The 6,561-nt window shown below is 69.9% G+C and carries 7 protein-coding genes; 2 read left to right on the top strand and 5 right to left on the bottom strand.

Annotation, left to right across the window (positions count from 1 at the left end; translation table 11 throughout):
* Positions 1-135 precede the first annotated feature (135 nt).
* The 3 genes from AC07AB_RS39315 to AC07AB_RS39325 all read right to left on the bottom strand — a co-directional run bounded on the left by AC07AB_RS39315 (position 136) and on the right by AC07AB_RS39325 (position 2,212).
* Complete coding sequence (locus AC07AB_RS39315; RefSeq protein WP_478577287.1) at positions 136-1,032, bottom strand: aminoglycoside phosphotransferase family protein; 897 nt, start codon at positions 1,030-1,032, stop codon at positions 136-138.
* 611 nt (positions 1,033-1,643) lie between these two features.
* Entirely contained in the window at positions 1,644-2,021 is a 378-nt protein-coding gene (locus AC07AB_RS39320) for a hypothetical protein (RefSeq protein ID WP_478577289.1), read from the bottom strand.
* Between the two features lie 44 nt (positions 2,022-2,065).
* Complete coding sequence (locus AC07AB_RS39325) at positions 2,066-2,212, bottom strand: hypothetical protein (RefSeq protein ID WP_478577292.1); 147 nt, start codon at positions 2,210-2,212, stop codon at positions 2,066-2,068.
* A 264-nt stretch (positions 2,213-2,476) separates the two neighbouring features.
* On the opposite strand from AC07AB_RS39325, the gene AC07AB_RS39330 reads away from it, so the two are divergent.
* Positions 2,477-2,866 (top strand): mycothiol transferase, encoded by a 390-nt coding sequence (locus AC07AB_RS39330; RefSeq protein ID WP_478577295.1) that lies wholly within the window; start codon positions 2,477-2,479, stop codon positions 2,864-2,866.
* Between the two features lie 138 nt (positions 2,867-3,004).
* Here AC07AB_RS39330 and AC07AB_RS39335 read toward each other — a convergent pair whose 3' ends face one another.
* Both AC07AB_RS39335 and AC07AB_RS39340 read right to left on the bottom strand, forming a co-directional pair.
* Positions 3,005-3,970 (bottom strand): alpha/beta hydrolase, encoded by a 966-nt coding sequence (locus AC07AB_RS39335; protein WP_478577296.1) that lies wholly within the window; start codon positions 3,968-3,970, stop codon positions 3,005-3,007.
* A gap of 53 nt (positions 3,971-4,023) precedes the next feature.
* Positions 4,024-5,526, bottom strand: coding sequence for an MFS transporter (locus tag AC07AB_RS39340; RefSeq protein WP_478577298.1), 1,503 nt, complete (start codon positions 5,524-5,526; stop codon positions 4,024-4,026).
* 122 nt (positions 5,527-5,648) lie between these two features.
* On the opposite strand from AC07AB_RS39340, the gene AC07AB_RS39345 reads away from it, so the two are divergent.
* Positions 5,649-6,395 carry a TetR/AcrR family transcriptional regulator gene (locus tag AC07AB_RS39345; RefSeq protein ID WP_478577299.1) on the top strand — a complete coding sequence of 249 codons (747 nt, stop codon included), beginning with the start codon at positions 5,649-5,651 and terminating at the stop codon, positions 6,393-6,395.
* The last annotated feature ends 166 nt before the right edge of the window (positions 6,396-6,561 follow it).

The raw sequence follows: 6,561 nt of genomic DNA on the forward strand, positions 1-6,561 counted from the left end.
CTGCAGAGGAAAGGAGATAGTTGCCAGCATGCTGGGAGGCCCCCTGGCGGGCGGTGTGAGCTGCGGCGCGGCGATGGGCGCGACGTCGGAATCGTTCACGCCACTGGACGCGGCACTGGATTCCGAATACCTGCGTCAAACGCCCTTCAGAACACGGTCAAGTGCCGCCCGGCCTGCAGGTCCCCAGTGCGGCTTGCCACCGGGAAGGCCCCGATCTCCGTTCTGCCCCATGAGCATCAGGAAGAGGCTCTTCACAGCGGCCAGCCCGCGGGCGCGCCGGATCGCCGCCTCGTCTGCATGCGCGTACATGTCGAAGAACCGTGAGGCCGCGCCCGCGGGTAGCAGCACCCATGCGGCGGCGAGGTCCCACGCCGGATCGCCGGCGAACATGTCACCGAAGTCGACGATGCCCGAGAGCGTTCCGTCCGAGACGACGACGTTCGCGGGATGGAGGTCACCGTGCACCCATACCGGCGGGCCCTCCCACTCGGGGGCCGTAACGGCGTCGTCCCAGACGGCCCGGACGTCGGCAGCGATGCCGTCGGGGGCAACGGCCTGGAAGAAGTTCTCGAAGCCGTCCGTGCAATTTCTGGGATGGGCACGGCGGTCCGAAGCGATCGGCGCCTCGGCGGGCGCCTCCACATGGAGTGCCCGGAGGAAGCCCGCCAGAGTGTCAGCCGCATGGGCGCCGCGGCTGATCGAGCCGTGGTCCAGCGGCTCGCCGGGGACCCACGTCATCACGGTCCAGTGCTTGGGGAAGCGCTCGGACGGTTCGCCGAACCGCACCGGGGTCGGCACTGGGAGCGGGAGGTGCGGGGCCAGCACGGGTAGCCACCGCCGCTCCTTGAGCTGGAGCTCCGGGGTGAGGTCCATGCGCTGCATGCGTACGGCCAACTCGCCCCCGAGGCGCCACATTTGGTTGCCCCAGCCGCCCGCCACCTCGCGGATGGCCAGCCCTGCGAGGTCTGGATGCTGCTCCTGCAGCAGTTCGCGGACCAGGTCTGCGGTGATCTCGATCTCGGTGTCGGTCATGCGAAGTCACAGTACTGAGGCGGCAGACGGAGCGGCTCTCGCTCTCCGGAACATCTCGCTGTGATTCCTCTGACATCACCACTCCGTCAGAGAGTTGCAGGTCAGAGGCTTTGGGACGGAACGGCCCCAACGTTCAGGGAAGCCTGCATCCACTGCCCGGTCCTGATCGTGGCCCCGTCCGGGGCCAGTTCGAGGAACTTCAGGCACACTCGGCCCGCCTCCGGGGCGGCACGGTGAGGCCCCAGGCCGGCGCCGGCCGCGGCGGCGCGCACCATACGGGGCGTTGGCGCAGCCCGCCGGCATTGGCGCGGTGTCGGCCAGGTGGTCCACGAGGGCCAGGTCCTCGCCCCGCTCCTCGTGGTCACGGGCGAGCTCACGGCATACCCGGCCCAGGGCGTCCAGAGCACGGTTGGCGGCAGGGCCAGCCGGGGACGCGTTCGGAGCGCACCACCTCGAAGAGCGCTCGGCGCCCAGTGATCAAAGATCCCCCGGCGGTACGGGCCGACCCGCGTACGCGATGGCGGCCGTTCGGCGTGGTAGGCCACTGGGCGGTTGCCGCACGCGGCCTGTGACGAGTCTGCCCCCCGAGCTGCTGCCCGCGGGGCCCGGAATCAGATGATCAACGGGTGTATGCCCGCCAGGTGACCACGGAGGGGTCCACTGTCATTGCGCTGGTCGTCCGGGCAGTGCCGCAGGAGCGCCTCTCCCAGGAGAAGGGGATTGAAGATGCCGAATTCGCCCAGGGTGCCAAACAGGTAGTAGGCGACTCCGTCGGAGAGTGATTCACTCATCCTGGACAACTGGGAGGGGACTTCCGCGCCTTGACGCAGCCTCACCAGCAGTTGCTTCTCCTCGGTACCGCTATGGACGTTCACCACCCGGCGGAGCCATCCCACGTACAAGATGTCCGCCCAAGGGATGTGGGTGCTCTCACGGGGCGAAGGCGGATCACACCCGCGGCGCAGGCCGGTGGCGTCCACCGTCAGCACGGGGCGCCTCTCCGTCTGGTCGAGGACGGACACGAGCCCCAAGATCAGCGAAAGGGTGCGGTCGCCAGGACGGCCGGGTTCGTCAGCACATACAGGCCGTACTCGATCGGTGCCAGGGCCAGCAGCAGCAACGAGCCGGCCCGGCGCTGCCACCGCTTCCGCGGGGGCGGCTCCAGGGGCTGTACGAACACGGTGCTTCCCGTGGAGGGAGCGACGCGCCCAGTCGGCCCGATACCGCACCAGTGTCCCCGCCCGCGCCGACCACGGGCCGCACCCCTGTTCGTACCGGTGCCCGCAGCAGGGTCAGGTTGCCGGCCGCGTTCACCGCACACCGCTGAGGGGGAGGCAGGTCCCGGCCGGTGAGATCGTCATGGACGCAGGTGTAGATCTCGTCCAGTGTCAGGGCGTGGGGCCCGCGGCAGAGTGAGTGGCTCGTCAGGAGAGGGCGATAGCGCGTGTTCGTCGCCAGCGAAGGTCCGCGAAGTTCATGGGGGTCGGTGCCAGGGTCCTGGTATGACTTCGACACCGGATGGACGCCCTATCCCATCCGCTCCGCGCATGCCGGCGAGCGGGCGATGCTGGAATCGTGGCTGGCCTTTGACCGTGCCACTCTCGCCCTGAAGTGTTCGGGTCTCGAAGACGATCAACTGCGGCTGGCCTCGGCCGCGCCGTCGTCGATGAAGCTGCTGGGCCTCGTTCAGCACATGACCGAGGTGGAACGCAACTGGTTCCGGCGTGTGTTCGCGGGCCGGGACGTACACGCAGTCGTCGGGGAGAGCAACGTCGACGGCTTTGCCCTTGAGGATGACCGAGGGCTTAGAGGGGCTTTCCACGAAGCCCTCTGAAGCACAGGACTTCGGCGACTCGGGAAGGTGATCGGAGTCGTCGTGTGCGGAGGTCGCGGCCTTCGCGGGGCGCCGAAGTCTCGCAGAACCGTGCGTAGCCGTTCCGGCTGCCCGCCCACGTGCCGGCAGCCGGCCGGATCAGCGGCGGGTACGCGTGGCGATGAACCTCCGTACCTCGGCCTCCAGTTCCCGGTCCTCCGGGGCGCCTCCGAAGCCGCCGTGCGGCATCGCCTCTCCCACGTGTAGTTCGGCCGGCACGCCGGCCGCGCGCAGCCGGCGGTGCATCCGCACCGTGCCGGAGAGCAATGTGTCCCGTGTCCCCGACTGCAAGTACGTGGGCGGGAAGTGGCCCAGGTCTGCGAAGAGCGGTGACAAGTACGGATCGTCCAGCGGCCGGCCTGCCGCATAGAGCAGGTTCACCACTTCCATGGACGGCGGCAGCTCGTCGATACCGGCCAGCGTTCGATGGGTGTCGCCGGACTCGGTGAGGTCGACCTCCGGAGTGAGCAGTACGGCTGCGGCGGGCATCGGCAGGCCCTCGTCGTGGGCCCGCACAAGCAGCGCCGCGGCGATGTTCCCGCCGGCCGACGCACCGGTGACCACGATGTCGCACGGGTCGTACTCGTCGAGGAGACGGCGGTAGACGGTGACCGCGTCATCGAGGGCCGCCGGGTAAGGGTGCTCGGGCGGCATCCGGTAGTCGACGGCGTAGGTCTTGAGTCCGCTGCTCTCGCTGGCGAGACCGCCTGCGAAGCGGCACATCTCACCCGAACCGAAGATCAGCGCCCCGCCGTGGAAGTACAGCTGGACCGCCCTGCCGCCGTCGCCCTCTTCGGGGGCGCGCACGACATAGACGCTGACCCCGTCGACGTCGACCTCCGAGGAGTCGACCGGCCGTCCGCTCCCCATCCCGGCCAGACGGGTCCGGGCCTCACTGCCCCAGGTCTTGACCAGTCCCTGCCATCCTGCGTAGTCGTCGACGGCGGGGAACTTGATGACCTGTCGCGGCTTCTCCAGGCCGCGTATCGCCTCGGCGCTGAGTCCTGCCGGGGGCGGGAACTCGCCGGTCCGCTCGTGGACTGGGGCGGATACGTGATTGCGCATGGTGTTCTCCTCGCAGTGGGGATGGGACAGGTTCTGCGGTGCCCGGTCCTCGGTCAGGTCCGGGCAGCCGGGGTCTCGGTGGGCGCGGGGTCCTGCTGGCCGCCCGCGCCGGGGCGGGTGCGGCGCATCGCCCAGCCGACCAGGGCTGCGGACAGGAGGGTGAGCATCATCCCGGAGACGGTGACCGCTGTCCGGAACTGCCCGGTCTGTTCCGGGGTCCAGTGCCTGCTGGTGACATCCCCGACGAACAGGCCGGCGAGTACGGTGCCGACCACCGCGACCCCGACCGCCGCGGTGACCTCGGCGGCGGTGTCGATCAGCGCCGCGCCGGTCGAGGTGCGGTTGCGGGGCAGGCCGTTGAGTACGTTGACCCCGGCGGCGGCGCCGACGACCCGCATCCCGGCGGCCACGAACACCAGCGCGGCGGCCACCCACGGATAGCCGAGGTTGCCGAACACGGTGTAGACCGCCAGCCCGACCACGACCGAGCCTGCGCTGATCCAGGCGGCGCGGTCGATGCCGACCCGCTCGACGAACCGATGGACGAACGGGCCGCCCGCGATCAGCACGATGACCTGGGGCAGCATGCCGACGGACGCGAGTGCGGGGGGCCAGCCCCAGTCCAGTTGCAGTTGCAGCGTCACCATGTAGGCGAGCCCGGCGTTCGCCAGCCCGGACGCCGCCTTGTAGGCCAGCCCGCCGGAGACCTGCGGCCGGGCGACGAGCGCGAGGTCGAGCATCGGGTGCCGGGCCGATCGCTCACGCCGGACGAACAGGGCCGCCGCCACGACGACCCCGCCGGCCGCGGCCCACGGTCCCCACGATCCGGCCCCCGCGTTCTCGAACAGGGTGGGTGCGACGAGGGCGAGCACGATCGCCGCGGTGCCCAGCACGCCGCCCGTCAGATCCGGGGGCGCCCGGTGCAGGTCGGCGGCGTCATCGGCCGGGACGCCGATCCGGATGGCGATGATCGCGAACGCCACGATCGGTACGTTCACCAGCAGCAGGACCTGCCACGGGGCGAAGGAGAGCACGAGGCCGCCCACGGTCGGGCCGATCGCCAGCCCCACCATGCCCACGGTGGAGATCAGGGTGATCGCCCGGACCCTCAGGCCCTCCTCCCCGAACAGCCGGAAGGCCATCGCCATGGTTCCCGGTGTGGTCATCGCGGCCGCGAGGCCCATGACGGCACGGACGGCGATCAGCTCGCCCGTGTTGGAGACGGCCGCCGTCGCCAGGCTCGCGACGCCGAGCAGGGCCAGCCCGACGAGCATCACTCGGCGACGACCGAGCCGGTCGGCGACCACACCGAACACCAGCATCAGTCCCCCGAACAGGACCGAGTAGCCGTTCGTCAGCCATTGCAGGGCAACCGTCGGGGCCGACAGCTCGCGGCCGATCGTGGGCAGAGCAACGTTGAGGACGGTGTTGTTCATCATCTCGAACAGGAAGACCGCCGAAAGACCCGCCAGGGCCACCCACGCCTCACGCAGGGAGCGGAAGGAGCCGGGCGGCGTGGGCGCCAGGCGTTCTTGGTCGGCACGTGGGGACGGCATGGGATTCCTCTCGGGAAGATTCAGGGGTGTGGCGTAGCTCCGTTCGTCTAGGACGAACAGCATTCGAAGAACGAATGCTGTTCTACAGGGGGTCATTGTTCGAGTCAAGCTAAACTGGCGCCATGGCCAACAGACGTGCTCCGGACCACGCCGAAATGCGTGACGAGTGGGCGGCGAAGATTGCGGCGCTGGGCGAGCCGAGCAGGACCGAGCGGCCCGGCAAGACCCCGATCACGGTCGGGCGGATCATGGAGGCGGCGTTCAGGCTGCTCGAAACCGAGGGCTTCGAGGCCCTGACGATGCGCCGGGTCGCCACCGCGCTACAGACCGGTCCGGCGTCGCTGTACGCACACGTGCGCAACAAAGCCGAGCTGGACGAGCTGCTGATCAGCGACCTGTGTGCCCGAGTGCCGGTGCCGGATCCTGACCCCGCACGGTGGACAGAGCAGATGCTCGGGGTCTGCCGGGCGCTGCGCGACGAGTTCCTGCGCTACCCCGGAATCTCACGCGCCGCTCTGTCCGCCGCCCCGAACAGCCTGGACGCACTGCGGCTGAGCGAGGGCATGCTGACGATCCTGCTGGCCGCGGGGGTACCGCCGCAGTCCGCCGCATGGGCGATCGACGCCGCGTTCCTCTACGTCTCGGCCTACTGCTTCGAAAGGTCGTTGCGCTACCGCCCCGACAGCGGAGCCGACCAGCGCGTCCTGGATCGGGACGCTCTCGTGGAGCGGTACCGGATGCTGCCCGGCGATACGTTCCCGAGCGCTGTCGCGCACATCCGCGAACTGACTTCCGGCGAGAAGCACGAGCGGTTCGAGTTCACGCTCACGACACTGCTGGGCGGACTCACGCCGGACCCGCCACGTTGACGCACGGGCATCTCCGGCTCGGGAAGTGGGGGGGGGGGGGGGGGGGGGGGGGGGGGGGGGGGGGGGGGAAGGAGGAGGGGGGGAAAAGGGAGCAGTCTTGGAAAACGGCGTGGGCGAGGAGCAACCGGACCTCGAGGGCCGCGTCGCCGCCTCCCGCAGATTCACT

It is taken from the genome of Streptomyces sp. NPDC044033 (genome assembly GCF_056434425.1).

Bases quoted from the DNA above. Each gene is read 5' to 3' on its own strand.
- AC07AB_RS39315 (WP_478577287.1), bottom strand. From the start codon at position 1,032: ATGACCGACACCGAGATCGAGATCACCGCAGACCTGGTCCGCGAACTG.
- AC07AB_RS39335 (WP_478577296.1), bottom strand. From the start codon at position 3,970: ATGCGCAATCACGTATCCGCCCCAGTCCACGAGCGGACCGGCGAGTTC.
- AC07AB_RS39340 (WP_478577298.1), bottom strand. From the start codon at position 5,526: ATGCCGTCCCCACGTGCCGACCAAGAACGCCTGGCGCCCACGCCGCCC.
- AC07AB_RS39345 (WP_478577299.1), top strand. From the start codon at position 5,649: ATGGCCAACAGACGTGCTCCGGACCACGCCGAAATGCGTGACGAGTGG.